The organism is Hymenobacter sp. BT18 (assembly GCF_012273015.1).
Taxonomy (GTDB): Bacteria; Bacteroidota; Bacteroidia; order Cytophagales; family Hymenobacteraceae; genus Hymenobacter; species Hymenobacter lutimineralis.
On record NZ_CP050954.1, the window covers coordinates 4,564,850 to 4,587,540 of the forward strand.

At 61.3% G+C, this 22,691-nt stretch carries 18 protein-coding genes; 10 read left to right on the forward strand and 8 right to left on the reverse strand.

Annotation, left to right across the window (positions count from 1 at the left end; translation table 11 throughout):
* Positions 1 to 247 precede the first annotated feature (247 nt).
* Positions 248 to 850 (reverse strand): hypothetical protein, encoded by a 603-nt coding sequence (locus tag HER32_RS19575; RefSeq protein WP_168683088.1) that lies wholly within the window; start codon positions 848 to 850, stop codon positions 248 to 250.
* An 88-nt stretch (positions 851 to 938) separates the two neighbouring features.
* On the opposite strand from HER32_RS19575, the gene HER32_RS19580 reads away from it, so the two are divergent.
* From HER32_RS19580 to acs, 7 genes are all read left to right on the forward strand, one after another.
* Positions 939 to 1,361, forward strand: coding sequence for an IS1 family transposase (locus HER32_RS19580; protein ID WP_168683089.1), 423 nt, complete (start codon positions 939 to 941; stop codon positions 1,359 to 1,361).
* Positions 1,362 to 1,499: 138 nt separating this feature from the next.
* Positions 1,500 to 3,026, forward strand: coding sequence for a hypothetical protein (locus HER32_RS19585; protein ID WP_232066319.1), 1,527 nt, complete (start codon positions 1,500 to 1,502; stop codon positions 3,024 to 3,026).
* A gap of 51 nt (positions 3,027 to 3,077) precedes the next feature.
* Positions 3,078 to 4,583 (forward strand): MFS transporter, encoded by a 1,506-nt coding sequence (locus HER32_RS19590; protein ID WP_168683090.1) that lies wholly within the window; start codon positions 3,078 to 3,080, stop codon positions 4,581 to 4,583.
* Positions 4,584 to 4,751: 168 nt separating this feature from the next.
* Positions 4,752 to 4,976, forward strand: coding sequence for a hypothetical protein (locus tag HER32_RS19595; RefSeq protein ID WP_149071544.1), 225 nt, complete (start codon positions 4,752 to 4,754; stop codon positions 4,974 to 4,976).
* A 117-nt stretch (positions 4,977 to 5,093) separates the two neighbouring features.
* Positions 5,094 to 7,853, forward strand: a complete 2,760-nt coding sequence (locus tag HER32_RS19600; RefSeq protein ID WP_168683091.1) for a sensor histidine kinase — start codon at positions 5,094 to 5,096, stop codon at positions 7,851 to 7,853.
* Positions 7,854 to 7,978: 125 nt separating this feature from the next.
* The gene (locus tag HER32_RS19605; protein ID WP_149071546.1) at positions 7,979 to 8,374 is read left to right on the forward strand and encodes a response regulator transcription factor; all 396 of its coding nucleotides are present in this window, start codon (positions 7,979 to 7,981) and stop codon (positions 8,372 to 8,374) included.
* A gap of 48 nt (positions 8,375 to 8,422) precedes the next feature.
* A complete protein-coding gene (gene acs, locus HER32_RS19610) occupies positions 8,423 to 10,348 on the forward strand; it encodes an acetate--CoA ligase (RefSeq protein WP_168683092.1) in 1,926 nt (641 codons plus the stop codon).
* Positions 10,349 to 10,430: 82 nt separating this feature from the next.
* Here the strand turns inward: acs and HER32_RS19615 are convergent, their stop codons facing one another.
* The 4 genes from HER32_RS19615 to fahA form a co-directional block, all read right to left on the reverse strand.
* Positions 10,431 to 10,973, reverse strand: coding sequence for a hypothetical protein (locus HER32_RS19615; protein ID WP_149071548.1), 543 nt, complete (start codon positions 10,971 to 10,973; stop codon positions 10,431 to 10,433).
* 29 nt (positions 10,974 to 11,002) lie between these two features.
* The gene (locus HER32_RS19620) at positions 11,003 to 12,142 is read right to left on the reverse strand and encodes a zinc-dependent alcohol dehydrogenase (RefSeq protein WP_168683093.1); all 1,140 of its coding nucleotides are present in this window, start codon (positions 12,140 to 12,142) and stop codon (positions 11,003 to 11,005) included.
* Positions 12,143 to 12,464: 322 nt separating this feature from the next.
* A complete protein-coding gene (locus HER32_RS19625) occupies positions 12,465 to 13,232 on the reverse strand; it encodes a hypothetical protein (protein ID WP_149071550.1) in 768 nt (255 codons plus the stop codon).
* A 467-nt stretch (positions 13,233 to 13,699) separates the two neighbouring features.
* Entirely contained in the window at positions 13,700 to 14,983 is a 1,284-nt protein-coding gene (gene fahA, locus HER32_RS19630; protein WP_168683094.1) for a fumarylacetoacetase, read from the reverse strand.
* A 225-nt stretch (positions 14,984 to 15,208) separates the two neighbouring features.
* Here fahA and HER32_RS19635 point away from each other — a divergent pair, with 225 nt between their 5' ends.
* Positions 15,209 to 15,763 (forward strand): hypothetical protein, encoded by a 555-nt coding sequence (locus HER32_RS19635; protein WP_149071552.1) that lies wholly within the window; start codon positions 15,209 to 15,211, stop codon positions 15,761 to 15,763.
* Between the two features lie 277 nt (positions 15,764 to 16,040).
* Here HER32_RS19635 and HER32_RS19640 read toward each other — a convergent pair whose 3' ends face one another.
* Positions 16,041 to 16,712, reverse strand: coding sequence for a MarR family winged helix-turn-helix transcriptional regulator (locus tag HER32_RS19640; protein ID WP_149071553.1), 672 nt, complete (start codon positions 16,710 to 16,712; stop codon positions 16,041 to 16,043).
* A 114-nt stretch (positions 16,713 to 16,826) separates the two neighbouring features.
* On the opposite strand from HER32_RS19640, the gene HER32_RS19645 reads away from it, so the two are divergent.
* Positions 16,827 to 19,280 carry a TonB-dependent receptor gene (locus HER32_RS19645; protein WP_168683095.1) on the forward strand — a complete coding sequence of 818 codons (2,454 nt, stop codon included), beginning with the start codon at positions 16,827 to 16,829 and terminating at the stop codon, positions 19,278 to 19,280.
* 145 nt (positions 19,281 to 19,425) lie between these two features.
* Here HER32_RS19645 and adhP read toward each other — a convergent pair whose 3' ends face one another.
* Complete coding sequence (gene adhP / locus HER32_RS19650; RefSeq protein ID WP_197748852.1) at positions 19,426 to 20,457, reverse strand: alcohol dehydrogenase AdhP; 1,032 nt, start codon at positions 20,455 to 20,457, stop codon at positions 19,426 to 19,428.
* A gap of 52 nt (positions 20,458 to 20,509) precedes the next feature.
* Positions 20,510 to 21,337 (reverse strand): universal stress protein, encoded by an 828-nt coding sequence (locus HER32_RS19655; protein WP_168683096.1) that lies wholly within the window; start codon positions 21,335 to 21,337, stop codon positions 20,510 to 20,512.
* 339 nt (positions 21,338 to 21,676) lie between these two features.
* Here HER32_RS19655 and HER32_RS19660 point away from each other — a divergent pair, with 339 nt between their 5' ends.
* Entirely contained in the window at positions 21,677 to 22,660 is a 984-nt protein-coding gene (locus tag HER32_RS19660) for a 2-hydroxyacid dehydrogenase (protein WP_168683097.1), read from the forward strand.
* Positions 22,661 to 22,691 lie beyond the last annotated feature (31 nt).

Below are 22,691 nucleotides of genomic sequence, written 5' to 3' on the forward strand. Positions count from 1 at the left end.
TTTTTTGCCTGGGGTTTCCGCAGTCGGGAAAGCCCTTGGCATATGGTTCCCAGGCAGAGTTCCGAGTTGCGTTGGGGGTAGGTAACGCCCCAGGTTCACCCAGCTAAGCAGCACCCCGGACGAAGAAAAACTACTCTTGGTACTCAGTTGCGGTGGCCCCGCCGGCTTTGCGCCGCTGCGCCGCTGAATAGCGCCTAAGGTCCTCCACTGCCTGCAACTACCCCGGTGGCCACGCTGCACCAGCCGCTTAAGCGGGGTGGCTGGGTGTGGGTAGCGTACCCACCCATACCCAGCCGGTTTGCACTAGTAGGTACTCCTGCCCATCAGGGGTCTGGTAGGGCCGGTGCGGCTTGCGAAGCACCCAGGCGGGCCAGCTGGTGGGGTAATCAAACCGGTCGAGCATGGCTTCCCAGTGGTGGGTGCGCCAGGAAAGCTGCCCGGCGCCGGGTAGCTGCTGGTACTCCGGTGGCAGGGGAGGGCCCTCCGGCACGGCGTCGCCGAAACCCGTAGCGTACCACCTGATGCGTTCCTGCACGCCGGCTACTACCTGGGAGCTGTGCGCAAAATCGGGCGAAACCAGCCAAACCGCCAGATAATAGGACTCGGGCTGGTTGTGAAGCTGTTGATTCCAGGCCAGGAAAGTGTCCAGTAAGTACTGCGCCGCTACCTGACGTACCGCTTTGGGCGGCTGCCGCTGGTGCCAGTGCCAGGGACCAAGGCCTAGTTTTTCATATTCATAATGCCAACGCTTCAGGCTGGCAGGATTCAACGCAGCGGTACCTTGCTGGTAGCGTTGCTCGAGCCCGGCAAAGCGGCGGCGCTTGCCACGGATCTTTTTAGAAGCCGGCATAGAAGGATGATTAGTAGATTATTTGCTAAAATACTATATCTTTACTAAATACCTATAGCTAGTAGGTAAGCCCTTACTCACCCGCCTCATGTCCCAACTGCGCTGCCCCAAATGCGAATCGATGGAAGCTACAAAAAGTGGCGTGGTAGGGGAGCGGCAGCGCTACAAGTGCAAGAATTGCGGCTACCACTACTCGGTAGCCAAGGCGGGCAAGGAAACCAATCCGTACTACGTGATTAAAGCCCTGCAGCTGTTTATAGAAGGCGTAAGCTACCGCGAAATCGAGCGGTTGCTGGGCGTGAGCCACGTATCGGTCATGAATTGGGTGAAGAAGTACGGGGTGAAGGCTCCCCGCCAGATCGGCTACTACCCCACGTATAAAATACTTAACCAGAAAGAGTTGGCGGAGTTTTTTCAGAAGCCCGAAAACCTGAAAAGCGCTGGCCTGATGGTAACGGAGCTGGGCGATAAGTACATGATGATCCGGTGGGAGCGGTTCCGGCAGGCCTAAGCCTATAGCGGTTAGCAGAACTATAGCTGGGGTGTGGCTTCCAGCGGGGGATTTTTCTACTTGGTGGTACCAGTCCGGCACCCCAAGGCGGTGGCGGTTGGCCCCGCCGAACTTTCCCTCACCGCAATTCCCCCAACCATGCAAAACGTCCGTTATGCGCTGGCTTTGAGCACCCTGCTCACGGCTACCGCCGCCACGGCTCAGATTCAGCCCGTGCCGCCGGCCCAGCCGGCCCCGCCCCCCGCCGCGCCGGCTGTGCCACCCACTCCGGCTGCCCCCACCGAATCGGTACCGTACGGGGCGGGCATGAAGGTGAACATCTCGCCCGATGGCTCGAAGTACGTGCGCTTTATCACCTGGCACCAGGTGTGGTCGCGCTGGACGAAGAACAACACCGGTACGCTGCGCGCCCCCGGCAAGCCCCAGGATAGTCAGGTGGACTTCGCGCTGCGCCGCTCGCGTTTTATTGTGCTTTCGCAGCTGAACCCGCGCTTTCTGGTGTACACGCACCTAGGGATTAATAACCAGACAGCCGTGAGTGGGGGCACCGCGCCCACCACCGACGGCAAGAAGCCGCAGCTGTTTGTGCACGAAGCCGTGGTGGAATACAAGGTAAACCAATACCTGAACCTGGGCGCCGGCATGCACTACCAGAACGGCCTCTCGCGCATGACGCGCTCCAGCACCATCAACTACCTCACGCTGGATGCCCCGCTCACCAACTGGCCCACCATCGAAACCATCGACCAGTTTGCCCGCGGCATTGGCGTGTACGGCAAAGGCCGCATCGGCAAGCTGGACTACGCGCTGTCAGTAAATGAGTCGTTTCTGACCAACCAGACGGGGGCCTTCAGCACTCCTCTGGGCCTGGGTACCACCGCCACCACCGGCACCGCCCCCGACCAGGTGACCACCAGCACCGGCAACAACACGGCTCAGTACAATCCCCAGGGAACCAACCACATTTACCAGGGCTATTTCAGCTACGAGTTTCTGGAGCAGGAAGGCAACCTGCTGCCCTTCAACGTGGGCACCTACCTGGGCGCCCGGCGCATATTCAACATTGGGGCCGGCTTCTTCTATAACAAAGACGGCATGGTGTCGCGCCCCACGGGCAGCGTAGTGAGCGTGCCCGGCACGGCTTTCACCCCGGCGCAGACTGCGGCTATTGGTACGGAAAAGCACGACATTGCCCTGTTCTCGGCGGACGTGTTTTTTGATACGCCCCTCAACAAGGAGACGGGCACGGCCTTCACGCTCTACGGCGTGTACTACAACTACAACATGGGCCCCAACCACGTGCGCTTTATCGGGGCGGCCAACCCCGGCTATGGGGCCGATGCCCGCCGCGGCAACGCCGTGCCACAGTCGGGCACGGGCAACGTGGGCTACGTGCAGGCCGGCTACCTGCTGCCCAAAAATCTGCTCGGCCCCAAGGTGCGCGTGCAGCCCTACGCTTCCCACCTGCTGGCTGGGTACGAGGGCCTGAAAACCAGCACCGGCGAGCAAAAGAACGTGAACATCTTCGATGCCGGCGCCAACTTCTACGTGGACGGGCACAACGCCAAGTTCACCCTCAACTACCGCCACCGCCCCGACTTCACGAACGTGAACGACGTGCAGTACCGGCCCGAAATCACCCTGCAGACGCAGGTTTCCTTGTAAGCCCCTCGGCCCAGCTGTCAACCGAACCTTTCACTCCAACCCGTAATTCCCATGAACCAGCACTTACCCCAGCGCGACGCGGCGGCCTACGCCGGTGCCGCGCCCGTGGGCAGCCCCGTCGCCGACGAGGCCGTGACCCACGACAACAACACCGTTTCGTCCAGCAAAATCTGGCAGGTGATTACCGCCTCGTCGGTGGGCACCGTCATCGAGTGGTACGACTTCTACATCTTCGGGTCGCTGGCCGCCATTATCGGGCCAGTGCTGTTTGGGCACCAGGGCAAGCTGGAAGATTCCCTGCTGGGGGCGCTGGCCGTGTTTGGGGCGGGCTTTGTGGTGCGGCCGTTCGGGGCCTTGTTTTTCGGCCGCATTGGCGACATGATCGGGCGCAAGTACACCTTCCTGGTCACGCTGCTGATTATGGGTGGGGCCACCTTCGTGACGGGTCTGATTCCCAGCTATGATTCCATTGGCATTGCCGCGCCCCTCATTGTGGTGGTGCTACGTTTGCTGCAGGGCCTGGCCCTGGGCGGCGAGTACGGCGGGGCCGCTACCTATGTGGCCGAGCACGCTCCCGACAAAAAGCGGGGCTACTTCACCAGCTTTATCCAGATTACGGCCACTGGCGGGCTGATCCTGAGCATTTCGGTGATTGTGATTACGCGCAAGATCATGGGCGAGGAGGCCTTCAAGGAGTGGGGCTGGCGCGTGCCCTTCCTGCTCTCGGGCCTGCTGGTTATTGCTTCTTACTACATCCGCCGCAAGCTGCACGAGTCGCCGCTGTTTGCCAAGGCCAAAGCCACTGGCACCACCAGCACCAATCCGCTGCGCGACTCCTTCGTGAACCCCGTAAACCGCCGCCTGGTGCTTATTGCCCTGTTCGGCGTGACCATGGGTCAGGGCGTCATTTTCTACACCAGCCAGTTTCAGGCCTATTCCTTCATGAATAATACCCTGAAGATGGACTTGGTAGACTCCAGCACCATTCTGGTAACGGCTATGCTGCTGGCTACGCCGCTGTTCGTGTACTTCGGCTCCCTGTCCGACCGCATCGGCCGCAAGCGCATCATCATGACGGGTATGATCTGCGGGGCGCTGTTCACCATTCCGCTGTTCTACGGCATCAAGGCCTTTGCCGGGCCGCTCACCGAAATTACCCCGGCCACCGTGGATGCCGCCGGCAAAGCCGTGCCCGCCGTGATGAAGGCCCTGACGCCCAACATCCCCGCCATGATTGCCCTGACGTTTATCCTCGTGCTGTTCGTGACGATGGTATACGGCCCGATTGCGGCTTATCTGGTAGAGCTGTTTCCCACCAAAGTGCGCTACACCAGCCTGTCGGTGCCTTACCACATTGGCAATGGCGTATTCGGGGGATTTGTGCCGCTGGTGGCCACCTGGATAGGCGTGTGGGCCACCACCCAGCCCGAGGGCACTTTCGCCAAGGACCACAGCAGCCTGATCGGGCTGGCCTACCCGGTGCTGGTGGCTTTCATCTGCTTCGTGATTGGCGTAATCTATATGCGCGATGTGCGCAACGTGCGCATCATGGACTAGCGGTGAAAAAGTGAATTTGTGAGAAAGTGAAGTCCGTCGTGTCGCTGGCCCGGCGGACTTCGCATGAATCGGATGCCGCGCTGCGGTTTGCCGAAACCCGATAGTACGGGATGATTGTGTAGTATAGCCTCCAAACCCGCGAGTCAGCAACGCTCAACCCCCCTACGTATGCCACCCATTTCTCCCCAGGAACAGCCGGAGCAGCGGCGCGGGCAGCGCCTGCTGTTTGTGGGGCTGCTGTTTGCGGTGCTGCTCAACTTTCCCTTCCTGGCGGTCTTCGACCACGATGGGCGGGTGGCGGGTATCCCGGTACTCTACCTCTACGTGCTGCTGGCCTGGAGTGCGCTGGTACTCGCTACAGCCTGGCTGGTAAGGGCGCCGAAGAATCAGTAATTCCTGATCAGTAAAACAGAATTCATCAGGGAATAGAAAAGGAATAATTTCTCTGGCCTGCCTGCTGCTCTTTGCTGAATTACTAATTGCTAATTACCCATTCCTAATTCTCACCACATGCCCACGCTGCTGGTTCTTGGCTTTTCCTTCGGTTACCTCGCCCTGCTGTTTGGGGTGGCGTACGCGGCGGAGCGCCGGTCGGCGGCCCGGCGCAGCCTGGTGAGCAACCCCTACGTGTACGCCCTGAGCATGGCCGTGTACTGCACCGCCTGGACGTACTACGGCTCGGTGGGGCGGGCCGCGCACTTCGGGCTGGAGTTTGTGGGTATTTACCTGGGGCCCACGCTCATGGCCCCGGCTACCTGGCTGGTGCTGCGCAAAATCATCCGCATCTGCCGGCGCCAGCGCCTCACCTCCATTGCCGATTTTATTTCCGCCCGCTACGGGAAAAGTGCCTCCCTGGGCGCCCTGGTGACGGTGGTGTGCGTGCTGGGGGTAGTGCCCTACATTGCCCTGCAAATCAAGGCCATTGCGGCTTCTTTCGACATTCTGACCCGGCCGGCTGCTAGCCTGAGCCAGCCCCTGCACACGGCGTCGGCGGTGGGCTCGGCCCTGTACACCACCGTGGCGCTGGCGTTTTTTACCATCATCTTCGGGGTGCGGTCCATTGAGGCCACCGAGCGGCACGAGGGCATGGTGCTGGCCGTGGCCCTGGAAAGCCTGGTGAAGCTGGTGGCTTTTCTGGCTGCCGGCTTGTTCGTCACCTACGGCCTGTTCGGGGGCTTTGCCGATGTGTTCGAGCGGGCCGCGGCCCTGCCCGAGCTGCGCCGCCTGTTTACGCTGGAAGGGGCCGGTACCACACCGGGACAGTGGTTTACCTTGCTGCTGCTGAGCATGGCCGCCATTCTGCTCTTACCGCGCCAGTTTCAGGTGTCGGTAGTAGAGAACGTAAACGAAAACCACCTGCGCAAAGCCATGTGGTTGTTTCCACTTTACCTGATCATCATCAACCTATTTGTGCTGCCCCTGGCGTTTGGGGGCCGCCTGCTCGACGGCGACGGGCACTTCGACGCCGATACGTTTGTACTGGCCCTGCCCCTGCAGGCGGGGCACCCCTGGCTGGCGCTGCTCATTTACCTGGGCGGGCTGTCGGCGGCCAGCAGCATGATTATCGTGGAAACCATTGCCCTGAGCGTGATGATGAGCAACCACCTGCTCATGCCCCTGCTGGTGCGCGTGCCCGCGGCCCGTGCCGAGGGCGCCCGGTGGTTTGCCTACTTGGGGCAGGTAGCCCTGCACAGCCGCCGCCTGGCCGTGGTGCTGGTGCTGCTGCTGGCCTACGGCTACTACGCCGTGGTGGGTCACCTGCTGCCGCTCGTCAACATTGGGCTGGTGTCGTTTGCGGCGGTGGCGCAGTTTGTGCCGGTGGTGCTGGGCGGGCTCTACTGGAAAGGCGGCACCCGCCAGGGGGCTACCGCCGGCATTCTGGCCGGGTTCATCATCTGGTTTTTTACTTTGGTATTGCCCACGCTGGTGGGGCCTGGCATGCTGCCCGCCGACCTGCTCAGCCGCGGCCTGCTGGGGCAAAGCTGGCTGCGGCCCTTTGCCTTGTTCGGGCTCGACGGCCTGGATTATCTCTCGCACGGCTTGTTCTGGAGCTGGTTTTTCAACCTGGGCCTCTACGTGGGCGTTTCCCTGGGGCGGCAGCCTTCGGCCCTGGAGCAGCGCCAGGCCGAGGTGTTCGTGGACGTTTTCCGGCACGGGGCCAGCTTCGAAGGCCCGGCTGGCTGGCACAGCGCCGCGCCCTTGCCCGACGTGCGGGAGCTGCTGGCCGGGTTCCTGGGTAAAAAGCGGGCTAACCAAGCCCTGAAGGCGTTTCAGGACCGGTTCCCCGGGGCGCATGCCACGGATACCGTAGCCCCACCCCAGGCCGACCCGCGCCTGCTGGCTTATGCCGAGCAGCTGCTGGCCGGCTCCATCGGCCCGGCCTCGGCCCGGCTGCTGCTGCGTTCTTCGGTGGGGGTGGAAGACATCAGCTTCGACAACGTAGTGGGCATTCTCAAGGAAAGCCAGCAGCTGCTGGAAGCCAACCGCCAGCTCCAAAAGCAGCAGCGCCAGCTCCAGCGCCTTACCCAGGAGTTGCAGGCGGCCTACGACCAGCTGCAGGAGCTGGACCAGCACAAGGATGAGTTTCTGTACACCGTTACCCACGAGCTGCGCACCCCGCTTACCAGCATCCGGGCCCTGGCCGAAATCCTGACCGACAACCCCGATCTGGACGAGGAGGAGCGGCAACGGTTTCTGCTCACCATCACCCGGGAGTCGGAGCGGCTGGGGCGTCTGATTACGCTGGTGCTGGATTTGGAAAAGTACGAGTCGGGCAAGGCTACGCTGGAGTTGGCACCCGTTGCTATGGCCGATGTGGTTACCGACGCCCTGGACGCCGTGGGTCAGCTGCTGCGCGACAAGCACATTCAACTGCGCGTGACCATCCCGCCCGATTTGCCCCCGCTGCCGGGCGACCAGGACCGGCTGATGCAGGTGCTGGTGAATCTGCTGAGCAACGCCGTGAAGTCCTGCCGGGCCGATGGCTCGGGTAGCATTGCGGTAGCCGTGGAGGCGGGGCCTGACTTGCTGCGCCTCTCGGTGCAGGACAACGGCAAGGGCATCGACCCGGAGTTTCACCAGCTTATCTTCGACAAGTTCTTCCAGGCCCGCCATCAAACTATGCGCAAGCCCGAAGGCTCGGGGCTGGGCCTGGCCATCACCAAAAAGATAGTGGAGCTGCACGCCGGCCGCATCTGGGTGGAAAGCCAGCCCGGCCACGGCGCCTGCTTTTCGGTGGAGCTGCCCGTTTCAATGAAAAATGAGGAATGAACAATGAACAATGAACAATAAACAATGAAGCAGCTGCTCTCACCACCTTCGGCCTCCGCGCCTTAACTTCTCGCTTCTAATTCTTCATTCCTCGCTCCTCATTCTTCATTCTTCACTCCCCGAAGATGGTTCCGCATATTCTCATTGTCGACGACGAGCCCAACATCGTCATGTCCCTGGAATTTCTGATGCGCAAAGCCGGCTATACCATCAGCATTGCCCGCAACGGCACCGAAGCCCTGGAGGCTATTGACCGAACGGCTTTCGACGTGGTGCTGCTGGATATTATGATGCCCGACGTGGATGGCTACCAGGTGTGCCGCACCCTGCGCCAGCGCCCCGACCGCACCGCCACCCGCGTTATCTTCCTCTCGGCCAAAAGCAAAGAGGCCGACATTCAAAAAGGCTACGATGCCGGCGCCGACCTGTATCTGCCCAAGCCCTTCAGCACCCGCCAGTTGATGGACAAAGTGAAGGACCTGCTAAACCCCGGAGCCGGCACCAAGCCGCTGAACCAGTAGCTGGCCTTGCTCACCCATTTCACTAACTCCTCACATTTCTTCTTTCCCATGCCCGACACCTCGCCCAAACACCCGCGCATCCGCAGCATCGAAGGCTACCACGAAGCCTACTACCTCAGCATTCATCACCCCGAAGAGTTCTGGGCCTCGGTGGCGGCGCCCTTTACCTGGCGCCGTAAGTGGGATAAGGTGTTCACCTCCGATATGCCAGCCGGCCGCAACGAGTGGTTTGCTGGGGCCCGCCTCAACATCACCGAAAACTGCCTGGACCGCCACCTGGCCACCCGCGGCAATAAGCTGGCCCTGATCTGGGAGCCCAACGACCCCAAGGAGCGTCACCTGCGCCTCACGTACCGGGAACTGCACCAGCGCGTGTGCCAGTTTGCCAACGTGCTGCACAACAACGGCGTGGAGAAGGGCGACCGGGTGTGCCTTTACATGCCCATGATTCCGGAACTGGCCGTTGCCGTACTGGCCTGCGCCCGTATTGGGGCAGTACACTCCGTCATCTTTGCCGGCTTCTCCGCCACGGCCATTGCCGACCGCGTGAATGATGCCCGGGCTTCGGTAGTCATTACGGCCGATGGCCTGAACCGCGGCACCAAGCAGATTCCGGTGAAGCGGGTGGTAGACGAAGCCCTGGAGCTATGCCCCTCCGTGCGCCGCGTGCTGGTAGTGGAGCACCTGGGCTGGCCCGTGCAGATGGAGGAGGGCCGCGACGTATGGTACCATGAGGAGGCCGAAGGTGTGGCCAAAACCTGCTCGGCCGAGGAAATGAGCGCCGAGGACCCGCTGTTTATCCTCTACACCTCGGGCAGCACCGGCAAGCCCAAGGGCGTGGTGCACAGCACTGCCGGCTACATGGTGTGGACGGACTACACCTTCCGCAACGTGTTCCAGATCGAGGAAAACGACATTTACTGGTGCACCGCCGATGTGGGCTGGGTGACGGGGCATTCGTACCTGCTCTACGGGCCGCTGCTGGCCGGCAGCACTTCCCTTATGTTCGAGGGTATTCCCACTTACCCCGACGCCGGCCGCTTCTGGGAAGTTATCGATAAGCACTCCGTCAGCATTTTTTACACGGCGCCCACAGCCATCCGCAGCCTGATGGCCGCCCCGCTTGACAACGTTCTGAGCTACTCCCTGGATTCGCTGCGGGTGCTGGGCTCGGTAGGGGAGCCCATCAACGAAGAAGCCTGGTACTGGTACTACCAGCACGTGGGCAAGGAGCGGTGCCCCATCGTGGATACCTGGTGGCAGACGGAAACCGGCGGCATTATGATTTCGGCCCTGGCCGGCATTACGCCCAGCAAGCCCACGCACGCCGGGTGGCCCATGCCGGGCGTATTGCCCGTGCTACTCACCCAGGAAGGCCAGGAAATTGAGGGCAACGACAAAGAGGGCTACCTCGCCATCAAGCAAAGCTGGCCGGCCATTATCCGTACCACCTACGGTGACCATGAGCGCGCCGTGCAAACCTATTTTACCCCATACCAGGGCTATTACTTTACCGGCGACGGCGCCCGGCGCGACGAGAACGGGCTGTACCGCATCATTGGGCGCGTGGATGACGTCATCAATGTGAGCGGGCACCGCTTCGGCACGGCGGAAATCGAGAATGCCATCAACCAGAACGCCAACGTGGTGGAAAGTGCCGTGGTAGGCTTTCCGCACGATGTAAAAGGTCAGGGCATTTACGCCTACGTCATCTGCCGCCCCGGCGCCTGCGACACCACCACGGACAAGTCGCACGTGGAGGCCAGCATCATCGAAACCATTGTGGCCGAAATCGGGAAGATTGCCAAGCCCGACAAAATTCAGATTGTAACGGGGCTGCCCAAAACCCGGTCGGGCAAAATCATGCGCCGCATTCTGCGTAAGGTGGCGGAGGGCGACACCAGCAACCTGGGCGACACGTCCACGCTGCTGGACCCTGCCGTGGTCGACGAAATTATCGGGGGAAGAAAGTAACCACCTGCCCAGCAAAAAGCCCGAGCGGAGGAATCCGTTCGGGCTTTTTCGGTTGTAGCGCCAAGGCTTGGCTAGCCACAGGTTACAGAGCGTTGTAGCCCCGCTGGTAGCCTTTGCGCTTAGCGGGCTTCTTGTCGCCGGAGCTTAGCAGCACCACCGTGCCCGCCGCCAGGGCAGCCACGGTAGCCAGCTTCAGAATCAGGCTGGTGCGGTTGTGCTTCCACTCGACGGGGTAACCTTTCTCGGCGTAGATGTTGGGCACGGTGCCGTGGATCAGGTCGTCGATAATGCCTTCCACTACGTTTACGCGGTCGGCCAGCACCAGGGGCAGCCAGTGCCGGTAGCGGTTTTCGCTGTAGTGAAAGGCCACCCGGCGAATCATGCCGCTAAGGCCGCTTGGCGGTACGGTAGTCCCATACACGGCCGATACGTTGGGCCGCTCAATGGAGCGTAGCTTCTCGGTATCATCGTGCTGCAGGGTGGGGCGGTGCTTGCTGTCAGGATCCTGGCCTACATTCATGCGGGTCCGCATGGGGTAGGTAGGGTCGTTTTTGGGGTCGGCATCCACACCCCAGCCCGGAATCTGCTTGGGGTCGATGGGGGTATTGATTACGTTGGTTTCCATGGGGTCAGTCGGCGTTTCGGGTTGGCAGATTAGGGTATCAGCACCGGTTTGATGCAGTTGTCCAGCTTAGCGGAGAACATGCGGTAGCCGTCGGCCACCTCAGCCAGCGGAATGCGGTGGGTAATCAGCCCTTTGGGGTTGAGCGTCCCGTTCTGCACGTGCTGAATCAGGCGGGGCAGCAGCCGCTTTACCGAGGCTTGGTTGGCCCGGATGGTGAGGCCCTTGTTGAGCACGTTGCCAATGGGAATGAGGTTGTCGGTAGGGCCGTAAACGCCCACAATCGACACCACGCCCCCTTTTTTCACCGAGTTGATGGCCCAGTGGACGGCCGTGGCCGAGCCGGCCTGCAGCAGGAGCTTGCGCCCGGTAATAGTTTGCATGGCGTTGCCGGCAGCTTCAGCGCCCACGGCGTCAATTACGCAGTCGGCCCCAATCCAGTCAGTAATCTTCTTGATGAACACCACCGGGTCGCCAATTTCCTCGAAGTTGTACGCCTCGCAGTAGGAATAATTGCGCGCAAACTCCAGGCGGTATTCTTCCTTGTCGATGATGATGACCCGACCAGCCCCAAACAGCCAGGCGCAGCGGGCCGCCATAATGCCCACCGGGCCGGCGCCAAACACCACCACCGTGTCGCCGGTCTGAATGCCGGCCATTTCCGCGGCCTGGTAGCCCGTGGGCACCACGTCGGTGAGCAGCACGGCATCGTCCAGGTCCATGCCCTCCGGAATGATGGTGGGCCCTACGTTGGAGTAAGGAACGCGGGCGTATTCCGCCTGGCCGCCGTCGTAGCCGCCGGCCGTATGCGAGTAGCCAAAAATGGCGCCTACGGCCGTAGCTTCGGTGTTGGACTCGTGGCAGTTGCCGAACATGCCCTGCCGACAAAAGTGACACTCGCCGCAGGCAATGTTGAAGGGCACAAGAACCCGGTCACCAACTTTCACTTTGGTGACTTCCGAGCCTACTTCTACTACTTCTCCCACAAACTCGTGGCCGAAGGTGGTACCTACCCGGGTATCGGGCACGTTGCCGTTGTAGAGGTGCAGGTCGGAGCCGCAGATGCAGGTACGCAGCACCTTAACGATGGAATCCTGGGGATGCTTGATTTCCGGCATGGGTTTCTGCACGGCGCGGACCCGCTTCGGGCCTCGGTAATCCATAGCTAACATATTTCTCCGGATTTAGGGTTTGGTTGGTGGGAGGGAAGGCCGGCTACCGGCAGTTTCGGGAGGAAATCTGCGCCGCGGCTGGCCCCAGATTAGTACTACCCTCCCAGCAGAAGGTTGCTACTGTTCAGCTTAGCAGGAAACGGATTAAGTGCGTTTCGAAGCCATAGTAAGTAGGAAGCTCTTTAAATAGTGTGTTGACTACTAGTTATATACTTGATAAGGCTTGCTGGGTCAACAGCAGGTGCTGCGCCCGGCAACCAAAAAAATGCCCCGCGCTGGCGGAGGCGCGGGGCGGGTACTACCTGGAATGGGGTGGGCCTTGCTACAGATTGTAGAGCAGCTCCCGGGCATTGTAGTCGGGCACGCCGCGCGTGTAAGGCGGATAAAACTGCCCGTGGCGGGAATACAGGCCGTACACGTAAAAGGACTTGCCGTTGTAGAACTCGTCGTAGCCGGGCTCGAGGCGCATAGCCCAGCGCACGTGCTGGCCAGCCTCCGACAGGGCCGCTAAATCCTCGAAAGAATAAGGCCGGCGCTGTTTATCCACGGCCAGCCAGGGAATGTTGGAGTCAACAATCATCCACCCTTTCGCCGTCAGCACTTCCAGCGTTGCGTGGCTTGGGGAGCCCGGCCGAAACAGCTCCTTCCAGAGAGGAGTGGAAGGAACATCGGCATAAACGGAGACATGGCGGGTTTTGAAGCCCAGGCTCATGTAGATCTTTTCCAGCACGCGGCTGCGCGAGTAGCAAAGGCCTTTTTGGCTGAGATATAAATCTTTGGGTTCCCGGGACTGGGCCACCGGAATGCTTTCGGCCAGCTCGGTGCGGGCCATTACCGCGTGCTGGACGCTTTGCAGCAGGCTGAGCTGCTCGGCGTACGACAGGCGCGCCGCTTTGGGCTCGGGTGAGGTGCGCAGGAATTTCTCAATGTAGGTGATGTCCTCGTGCGTGAGCGACTTATCCACGTTGTAGTAGTGAAAAGTGCCCACGGCTAGCACCACGGCCGCTACCAGCCCGGGCCAGTAGCGTTTCAGGCCTTTTTTCTTTACCCCCGAGGGCAGCGCACTTGGCTTAACCAGAAGAGATGTCATGAGAAACAGTACTTAAGTCAAGTGTAGAAAAGCTGCGCAAAGATATAGTTCTATTGCCGAATAAGCCGGCCAGGGTAAGAAAGGCGTAAATGCCTTAGCAAGGCTATTAGAAATGAACGTAGATAACTTTGAATATAATGAGATGAATATTTTATTTAATATTGAAATAAGCCAGCTGCCAGGCTGCGAATGAAGAGTGGTGACATGCCAACAAACCCCTTAGGGCATTGTTTGCCGGGGAAAGTCAAGTACCCGTATTTTACACCGGCCCCACTCGAATCAGCATGGGGCTGGTGTATATGTAGAAAAAGTGCAAAAACAGGTTTTGGTGACTCTGGCGCCGCGCACTCCCGCCCATGGCCTTCGGCCCGAGGCGCGACATCTTCTGGGTACAAGCAAATGGGCCAGGGAACGGGCTGGGATGGGATACCGAAGTAACTTCTACTCCCGATAGGCCTGGCAGGAGGTTACCCCTGCGCCGCCGGCAGCACCTTGCCCGTTACTTCGCCAAAGCCAATGCGCAGCCCGTCTTTTTCGCAGTAGCCGCGCATGGTTACCCGGTCGCCGTCCAGCAGGAACTTGCGCTCCGAGCCGTCAGCCAGGGGCACGGGGCGGGTACCGCGCCACCCCAGCTCCAGCATCGAGCCCAGGGAGTCGGGCGTGGGGCCCGAGATGGTGCCGGAGGCGTACAGGTCGCCCACTTCCAGGTTGCAGCCATTGGAAGCCTGGTGCGTGAGCTGCTGGGCCATGCTCCAGTACATCAGCCCGAAATTGGTGCGCGAAACGGTAGTCTCCGGGCCGTTTTCAGGCTGAATGGCGACTTCCAGGTGCACATCGAAGTTGTGCTTGTCCAGCTGGCGTAGGTAGAGCAGGGGCTCCGGCTCCTGCACGGGGCCCGCCACCCGGAAGGGCTCCAGGGCGTCTAATGTGACCACCCACGGCGACACGCTGCTGCCGAAGCTTTTCCCCAGGAACGGCCCCAGCGGCACGTATTCCCAGCTCTGAATATCGCGGGCGCTCCAGTCGTTGAATAGCACCAGCCCAAAGATGTGGTCTTCGGCGTACTGCACCGGCACCGTGTCGCCGAGCTGGGTGCTTTTGCCGACGATGAAGCCTACTTCCAGCTCAAAGTCCAGCTGCTGCGAGGGGCCAAACGTGGGCGCGGCGGCATCCGGAGCCTTGCGCTGGCCGTTGGGCCGCCGGATATCCGTGCCCGACACCACAATGGACGACGCCCGCCCGTGGTAGCCGATGGGAATGTGGCGCCAGTTGGGCAGCAGGGCGTTGGCCGGGTCGCGGAACATGATGCCCACGTTGGTGGCGTGCTCGATGCTGCTGTAGAAGTCGGTGTAGTTGTGCGGTTTGACGGGGCGTAGCATCTGCACTTCCTGCTGGCGCAACAGGCACTCCCGCATCACCTCATCCGAGCGCAGAGCGGTATTGTCGTGGCGCAGCAGCTCCGAAACGCGCTGGCGCACGGCCCGCCAGGCCGGCCGGCCCAGGGCAATAAACTGGTTGAGGGAACGGCGGCGAAACACCTTGGGCATTTTGGCCCCCAGCTCCAGGTCATCAAAAAAGCCGAACTGGGCTACGGCGTACAAATCCAGCACGTACTCGCCAATAGCTACCCCCAGCCGCGGGCCGCGCTCCTCGGTTTCGAACACGCCAAAGGGTAGGTTCTGAATGGGAAAGTCGCTGCCGGGCGCAATATCAATCCAGGAGTGCAGGGCGGGGTCGTTGGGGTTAGCCATTCGGGAAGGGTGGTTGGTAGTAGCAAGGGCAAAGGTAGTGGCGGCGGCGGAATGCAGCCGGGAGGTGGAATCCTATGAAGGCGCTATCTTACGGCCGTAGCTCCCGCCACGTATTGCTGCAGGCGTTACGGGAGGATTTGTTTCGGTTAGAGGATACCCGTTGGAGCTATTGCCGAAACCGGGAAGGGATTTGGTTTTGGGGATATAAATGTTAATGATAATAATATGATAACACATCCTACACATAACATATCAGCCGAAAAAGCGACTGACTTGCTAAAAGACGGACTAAATTTAATTGACTTTTATATTGACGGAGAAATTAAAATAGAAACAAATGATACTTGGGAGAAAGAAGTTGTATTTGAGAATTGTATTATAGAATATTTTTCGGGTAGTGTCACTCATTTCGACAAGCCTGTGAGACTTGTAAACTGCCATTTCAAAAAATGCCAATTCGTTTTTACATACTTTTTAGGCGGTCTGATAGTTGATAATTGCACATTTGACAATTATTTGGACTTTCAAGCTGGCGGACATAATAAGATAGGCAACCCTCTTATTATTACGAATAACGAATTCAAAGGCTTTGTAAACTTCTTTGATTGTTGGTATGAAAACGAAGTGATAATTAGCAACAATAAATTTCACAATGGGACAAACTTGTTTGGTAATCCATTTAACATCCCTGTGACGTTTGATAAAAAACCAATTGTCAAAGATAATTTTGGGCAACTTGACTTAGATAATGAGGGGGGAGTGAGTAACGAAATGACATAAACATTAACCGAGACAATAACTACTGCCGCTAACAGGCGTTGGCCAAAAAGCGGTTTCAGCGCTTAAATGAAGTTTTGTGATGGCAGATACTTAAATGCTTCGAATTCTGCTTCTTCGCCAAGCTGCAAACGGTTAACCAAACAAGTATAATGCCCCGTCCCAACCGGAAAACCGGCAGGAGCGGGGCGTTGCTGTATAGATTTAAGCGAACCTGCCGAACTGGGGCGGCTGGCTGATACAGGGAGCGGTTAGAAGCACTTAAACACAACGCGTCGCCTTAGGCCTCGGGCGGGGTGGGTAGCCACTGGAGCAGCTGATCGAAGCTTTCCGGGCGCGGAGCCGTGTAGATGGGGTGGTGAAAAGCGTGCAGCTTTTCCAGCAAGGCCAGCAGTTGCCGACGCTCTACGGGCGTAAGGTCGCCGGCAATGAGCTGGGAGGCCTGCTCCATGCGCCCAAATACCTGCCAGAGCACGCTCCGGCCCGCTTCGGTGAGCGTGAGCAGCTTGCGGCGGCGGTCGGTGGCGTGGGGCTGCTCCTGCACCAGGCCGCGGGCCAGCAGGCGCTTAATCACCTCGGTGCCCGAGGCTTTTTCATGCACGTTGAGGGCCACCATCTCGGTTTTCGTCAGGGGCTGGTGGCCGAGCACCGTGGCCAGGTAAGAAAAATCGTCGGCCGTGAGCAGGGGAGTGCCCGCCAGCCCCAGCCGGATGTAGGAGCGGGCGTAGCGGTTCAGGAAAATGAGCAAGCGGCCAATCTCGGCCTCTACCGACATGGCCGGTGCGCCCGTGACTGTAGCTCGAGGCGTAGGCGCCACGGGCGGCGTTCCGGCCGTTTGGGCCTGCAGCCAGGCACTGAAGTCGGCCAGCGTAGCGCGTTCCGGGGTAGCCGGTCTGGCTTGCTCGTACGCCGCTACCTGGTCCAGCAGCTCTTTAAGAAATGAATAATCCATCACACGCAAGCAACAAGGTAGTAAGGCAAAAAGTGTGAAGAAATCGGAAGTAGTATGAAAACATATCTGGCTGAGCGAAGTTAGGAGGATATCAAACAAATAAAGTCGGGTGTCATGCTAATTCGCTACTGTCTGTTTTTTCTTTTGTTGGCGGTGAGTACGGCCGGTTTCGGTCAGGCCACCGGCGTGCTGGGCGGCACCGTGCGCGACCGAAGCACCCAGCAGCTCCTGCCCGGGGTAACCTTGGTGCTGGAGGGTACCTCCCTGGGTACGGCCACCGACGCGGAGGGGCGTTTCCGGCTGACGGATATCCCCACGGGCAGCTATAACGTGCGGGCGTCTTTCCTGGGTTACGAGCCGCTGCTGCGCGCAAACGTGGTCATCAGCTCCGGTAACGCCAACATCCTGAGCCTGGAGCTGACGCCCGCGGCCCAGCAGCTGGGCGAAGTGCAGGTAACGGCCAACCGCTCCGTGCGGGTGGCTACCGCCGAAACGCCCCTGAGCGTGCAGCGCCTGAGCGTGGAGGAAATCAAGAGCAACCCGGGCGGCAACTTCGACATTTCGAAGGTGGTGCAAACCCTGCCCGGCGTGGGCGGCGGGGGCGCGGGTGGCACCGCCGGCTTCCGCAACGACATCATCATCCGGGGTGGGGCGCCCAACGAAAACGTGTATTACCTCGACGGCATTGAAGTGCCCGTTATCAACCACTTCCAGACCCAGGGCTCCTCGGGCGGCCCCACAGGCCTACTCAACGTGTCGTTTATTGAGGAGGTAACGCTGAGCACCTCCGCCTTCGAGGCGCGCTACGACAATGCCTTGTCCTCGGTGCTGCAGTTTCGGCAGCGGGAGGGCAACCCCGAGCGGGTGCAGGGCAACGTGCGCCTGAGCGGCACCGAAGTGGCCGGCACGCTGGAAGGGCCCCTGGCCAAAAACACCACCTTCCTGGCCTCGGTGCGCCGCTCCTACCTGCAGTTGCTGTTCCAGGCCCTCGACCTGCCCATCCGGCCTAACTACTGGGATGCCCAGTTCAAGGTAAGCACCCGCCTCTCGCCCAAAACCACCCTCACGGCCCTGGGCGTAGGGGCCATCGACCATTTCGAACTGGCCGTGCCCAAAAAGGCGTCCCCCGAAAGTGAGTACACCCTGCGCAACACGCCCACCATCGACCAGTGGAACTATACCCTGGGCGTATCCCTGCGCCAGCTGCTGGACCGGGGCTACCTCAACGTGGCCTTAAGCCGCACCCAGCTCGACAACCAGTTGGACCGGTTTGAGGGCGGTACGGCCTTTGCCGGCGACGAAAGCCGGCGGGTGCTGCTCACGCGCTCCGGCGAAACCGAAACCAAGCTGCGCGCCGACGTGAACAAATCGGTGGGCAAGTGGCAGTACGCCTACGGGGCCGTGGGCCAGCTGATTCACTACGACTCCCGTTACTTCAACCGCCTGCGCCGGGCCGTGCTGGCTCCCGATGGCACCGAGCAACAGCCCGCCGTGGACGTGCGGTTTCAAACGGACCTCGACTTTGCCCGCTTCGGGGTGTTTGCCCAGCTCACGCGGCCCTTCCTGCCCGGCGACCGGCTCACCCTCTCGGCCGGGGTGCGCGCCGATGGCAACACCTTCACCGAGCAGGGCGCCAACCTGCTGCGCACGTTCTCGCCGCGCCTTTCGGCCTCCTACGCCCTGGCTCCGCGCTGGAACCTGAACGCCTCGGTGGGCCGCTACTACAAAATCCCGCCCTCCACGCTGCTGGGCTTCCGCGACGCCGCCGGCCGCCAGGTCAACCAATCGAACCGCTATATCGGCAGCACGCACTATGTAGCCGGGGCCGAGTGGCTGCCGGGCCCGGCTACCCGCTTCACGCTGGAAGGCTTCTGGAAGCAGTACGACCATTACCCCGTCAGCGTGCGGGACGGCATCAGCCTGGCCAACCTGGGCGGCGACTTTGCCGCCCTGGGCAACGAGGCCGTGACGAGCACCGGCCGGGGCCGGGCCTTTGGGGGGGAGTTCTTTTTCCAGCAGAAACTCACCAACAACCTGTTTGCCGTGGCTTCCTACACGCTGTTCCGCAGCGAGTTCAGCGGGGGCGATGGCCGCTACCGTCCCTCGGCCTGGGACACCCGCCACCTGGCCTCGGTGCTGCTGGGGCGCAAGTTTAAGCGGGGCTGGGAAATGGGCCTGAAGTACCGCTTCGCCGGCGGAGCGCCCTACACGCCCTTCGATGCGGCGGCCTCCCAGCAGAACTACCTCACCCTGGGCCAGGGCGTGCTCGATTATTCGCAGCTGAATACCCAGCGCCTGAAGAGCTTTCAGCAGTTTGATTTCCGCCTCGACAAGAAAATCAACTGGCGCCGCGTCACGCTCGACCTGTTCCTGGACGTGCAGAATGCCTTTGTGCTGCCCACGCCCGCCGCCGAGAGCTACACCTTCCAGCGCACCGCCGATAACTCCGGCTTCGTGACCACCGACGGCCAGCCCGTGCGCGAAGACGGCGCCAACGCCGTGCCCACGCTGCTCAACAACAGCGACGCGACCGTACTGCCTACCATCGGGTTTATCGTAGAGTTTTAACCCCTTCCGCAGCCGCCGGAGGCTGCCTTCCCGGCGGGACTAGTTTTCAAACCGACGGCTACGGGCTTTGCACAGAAGAATCCCCGAGTGAGATGGACCATGCGCTCCAAATCACTCGGGGATTTTTCACTTAGGGCCCGAAAAATCAGGCCTCCATGTCCAGCACAATCCGGCCGTTAATCCGGCCCGCGCTCAGGTCGGCCAGCACCTGGTTGATGTTCTCCAGCCGTTCGGTCTGAAAGTGCACCTGCACTTTGCCGGCTGCGGCAAACGCCAGACTTTCGACCAAATCCTGGCGGGTGCCCACAATGGAGCCCCGCACGGTTTTGCGGGCCAGCACCACGTCAAAAATATTCAGGTCGAAGCCGCCCGGGGGCAGGCCCACCAGGGCCAGGGTGCCGCGCCGGCGCAGCATGCCCACGCCCTGGGCAAAGGCCGCCTGCGACACGGCCGTCACCAGCACGCCGTGGGCCCCGCCCAGCTGCTGCTGCACAACCTCCACCGGGTCGTGGGTGGCGGCGTTGACCACCAGGTCGGCGCCCACGCTCTGGGCCAGGCGCAGCTTGTCTTCCTGCACATCCACGGCGGCTACCAGCATGCCCATGGCTTTGGCGTATTGCACCGCCAGATGGCCCAGGCCCCCGATACCGGAAATAACCACCCACTGCCCGGGCTTTACCTCGGTTTCCTTCAGGCCTTTGTACACCGTCACGCCCGCGCACAGAATGGGGGCCGCCTGCTGAAACGACAGGGAATCGGGAAGCAGGCCTACGTAGGCGGGGTCGGCCAGTACGTACTCCGCGTAGCTGCCCTGCACCGAGTAGCCCGTGTTCTGCTGGCTGGGGCACAGCGTTTCCCAGCCCGAGTAGCAGTGCTCACAGTGCCCGCAGGCCGTGTACAGCCACGGGATGCCCACCCGGTCGCCCTCTTTTACCTGGGTCACGCCTTCCCCCACGGCCACCACGGTGCCCACGCCTTCGTGCCCCGGAATCAGGGGGAGGGTGGCTTTCACGGGCCAGTCGCCGTTGAGGGCGTGCAAATCGGTATGGCAGACCCCGCAGGCTGCTACTTTTACCAAAATGCGGCCAGCCGTGACCTGAGGCACCGGCACTTGTTCGATTTGCAGCGGCTGGCCGTAGGCGCGGGCCACGGCGGCTTTCATGGTGAGAGGCAACATATGCGTGGGTTTTGGGGGAAAGGTGACGTCAGCAGGGGATAGGCGGGTGGAGCTATTCGGTGGCGGGCAGCACCAGCACCGGCAGGGCACTGTGCAGCAGCACGTGGGCCGTGACGCTGTGATGAAACAGCTGGCCCAAAAAGCTGCGGGGCCGGGCTACCACCATCACCAGGTCGAAATCCTCGGGCCGGGCCGCCTGCAGAATGCCCTCACCGGGGTGGTGGTGCACCACCGTGCGGGTGCGCACCGCCTTGGGCAGCTCCACGGCCAGGCCCGTTTGCACCGCCGAATCCCAGATGGCCGGGTCGGGCGCGGCTTCTGCGGCCGCTACGGGGGCTACGTGCACGATGGTCAGCTCCGCGTGCAAGGCCGCCAGCAGGTGGCGGATAGCCCCGGCGTGGGCTCCCAGGGAAAACGACTCCCCATCCACGGCCAGCAGCACCCGCCGCGGGGGCGTGGTTGTAACCAGGGTATGGGGCACCACCAGCATGGGGTAGGGGGCCGTGCGCAGAATATCCAGCGAAGTGGTCTGAATCAGCTCGTCGGGCAGGTCGGAATAATCGGGGCGGCCCAGGACCACCAGCGTAGGGTGGTGACGGCTCACGGCGTCGGCCAGGGCGTAGGCCACCTGGCCGTGGCCTACCTCGGCCACCACGGGCACGGCCAGGTTACCGGCTACGCTATTCAGGGCCAGGGCAATGGCTTCCTGGCTTAGGTTGGAAAGCTGTCCGGTGAACATTTCCGGGTCCAGCACCGAGTCGCGGCGCACGTGCAGGAGCACCAACCGGGCCCCGATTTCGCCCGCCAGGTTGCTAGCGTAGTCCAGGGCACGGTCGGCTGCCTGAAAGAAGTCGGTGAGGATGAGCAAGGAAGCAACCATGGCAGGGATAAGGTGAAGGTCTGCCACAAAGGACCATGCTTACCTCTTGCCGGAGCATGCCGAAGGTCAGCTTTGCGCATGACTTTTATCATGCCGCCCGCCTGCCCCGCCCCTTAGGCGCAGGCGGGTATTACTGTACTAGGAGTCATTCTGCTGAAATTCAGAAAGATATGATGCGTTTTGATGTTGAGCCGGGCCCCTATGCGAGCCGCAGGCTGCCGGAGCCGGGTTGGTTTAGCGGCAGACGGCTGGCGAAACGTCCTGCTATTTTCGGGGGCTGCCGGGTGGGGGTGGGTTTTTCGCACCCGGCCAACTGCCGCAGCCCTTACCTTTAGCGTCATGCAGGTTTCCATCTACAGCGTCCGGGGCTACGAGCTACCCTTTCTGAGCCAAGCCCTGGACGAAGACCACTCCGTCCGCTGGCTTACGGAGGCCCTGGGCCCGGCCACGGTGGAGCTGGCCCGGGGCACGGAGGCCGTGGTCCTGTTTACCAATGATACGGCCGATGCTGCCGTGCTCGAACAGCTGGCCGCCCTGGGTGTGCGCTACGTGGCCGTGCGGGCCGCTGGGCACGACCAGGTAGATGTGGAGGCGGCCCGCCGCCTGGGCTTGCGCGTGAGCTACGTGCCCGAGTATTCCCCTTATGCCATTGCCGAGCACGCCGTGGCTCTTATGCTGGCCCTGAACCGCCAGCTCCGCCGGGCAGATGCCCAGGCCCGCCAAGCCGACTTTCGTCTCGACTCGCTGGTAGGGTTTGATTTGCATGGCAAAACGGTGGGGCTGGTGGGCTGCGGCCGCATTGGCGGGGTGCTGGCCCGCATCCTGCACGGCTTCGGCTGCCACCTGCTGGCCCACGACCTGGCCCCCGACCCCGAGCTGATCCGGCGCTACCACCTGCGGTACGTGTCATTATCCGAGCTGTGTGCGGCCGCCGATATCATTAGCCTGCACGCGCCCCTGACGCCGGCCACGCACTACCTATTTTCCGCCTCGCAACTGGCCCTGCTCAAGCCGGGTGCCATGCTCATCAACACGGGCCGGGGTGGCCTGCTTGACACCCGCGCCGCCCTGGCGGCGCTGCAGTCCGGGCACCTGGGCTACCTGGGGCTGGATGTGTATGAGCACGAAAAAGGGCTGTTCTTCGCCGACCATTCCCGGGACGCGCCCGACCCGCTGCTGGCGGCGCTGCTCAACCACCCTAACGTGCTCATCACCGGGCACCAGGGGTTTCTCACGCGCGAGGCCCTCACCAACATTGCCACCACCACGGCCGCCAGCCTGGCGGCCTGGGCCCGTAACGAGCCCGCCGCGCACGAGCTGTAGTTGCCGCGTAGCACCCTAGTCATTTCACCGG